Raw genomic sequence first — 1,462 nt, forward strand, 5'->3', positions numbered from 1 at the left:
TGAGCCCGGCAGACAGCACGGCCGTGGGCCTGCCGGATCAGCCGGAAGCAAAGGTCGACGGCGACTGGAACCGCGTCCACCCTGCGTCACCTTTTGTTCGCGGCTGGGTGGCGCTTGCCGCCGTCGGGTTCTTCTTTGGCCGTGACGCTTTTGAACGCATGTTGCAGGGCCGGGATGTCCTGGATCCGAACCTGAATGGCCGGGTGCCCTGGCTTTTGGCCGGTGGCGCCGTGGTCCTGCTGTTGACGGTGGGCAGCTTCATCCTGAGCTGGTATTTCACGCGTTACCAGGTGGCCGAGGGCTACGTTCGGGTCAACACCGGCTTCCTGTTCAAGCAGCAGCGGCAGGCCCGGTTGGACCGCGTCCAGGCCATCGATATTGTCCAGCCCCTTTTGGCGAGAATTTTTGGGCTTGCTGAACTTAAGTTCGAAGTGGCCGACGCCGGCGAGTCGGCGGTGCGGTTGGCGTATCTTCCGCTCGCCCAGGCGAAGCAGCTGCGCGCTACCATCCTTGCCCGGGCCGCCGGTGTTGTCACTGAGCCCGGTCAGGAAGAGGAAATCCCCGAGGCTCCCGAGCATGTGGTGCTGTCCGTGCCCCCGGCACGGCTCATCGGATCGCTGGTGTTGAGCGAGCAAACCGTCGGGATCCTGATCGGTGCAGCCGCAGTGGTTATTGTCTCCGTTTTCACGGAGAACCAGACACTTTTCCTGGCGCTCATTCCTGGCATCCTGGGCATTGGTGCCGCGTATTGGAACTCCTTCAACAAGGGCTACAACTTCACGGCAGCCATTTCGCCGGACGGCATCCGGCTCCGATACGGCCTCCTGGATACGCAGGCACAGACGCTGCCTCCCGGGCGCATTCAGGCCGTAATGGTGACGCAGCCGCCCCTTTGGCGGATCTTCGGCTGGTACCGGATGGTTGTCAATGTTGCGGGCTACGGCTTGTCAGGCTCTGCCGAGGGAGCTGCCCGCACCATGCTGCTTCCCGTTGGCATGAAGCCCGATGTCCTCCGGATGATGTCCTTGGTGCTGCCGGATCCGGGGGTGGAAGACCCGGAGCGCGTCTTCACCGCCGGACTGGTTGGGCTGGCTCCCGCCGCACCCGGTGCCGCAGGGACAGATGGTTTTGTTACCACCCCCCGCCGCGCACGTTTGCTGGCCCCGCTTGGCAGGCGCCGCAACGGTTTCTTTGCCACGCGTACGGCGTTGTTGATCCGCTCCGGCCGTTGGTGGCGCACCCTGGTCCTCGTGCCACACCAGCGGACGCAGTCCATGGCCCTTCACCAGGGACCGCTGGCCCGCCGCTTCGGAGTTGCCGATCTTGTCCTCCACACCACCGCCGGCCCTGTTTCTCCCCGGGTTTTCCAAGCCGATGTCCGGCAGGCAGTGGAGCTCTTCGACCAGCAGGCCGCCCGCGCCCGCGAAGCCCGGAAGCGGCAGACCAGCGAGCAATGGCTGGC

At 65.0% G+C, this 1,462-nt stretch carries 1 protein-coding gene; it reads left to right on the top strand.

From position 1 onward, the window contains the following. Positions 1-23: 23 nt before the first annotated feature. A partial coding sequence (locus HP499_RS24160) for a PH domain-containing protein (protein ID WP_172326559.1) occupies positions 24-1,462 on the top strand: 1,439 nt, incomplete at its 3' end.

It is taken from the genome of Paenarthrobacter sp. CM16 (assembly GCF_013179505.1).
Lineage (GTDB): Bacteria > Actinomycetota > Actinomycetes > Actinomycetales > Micrococcaceae > Arthrobacter.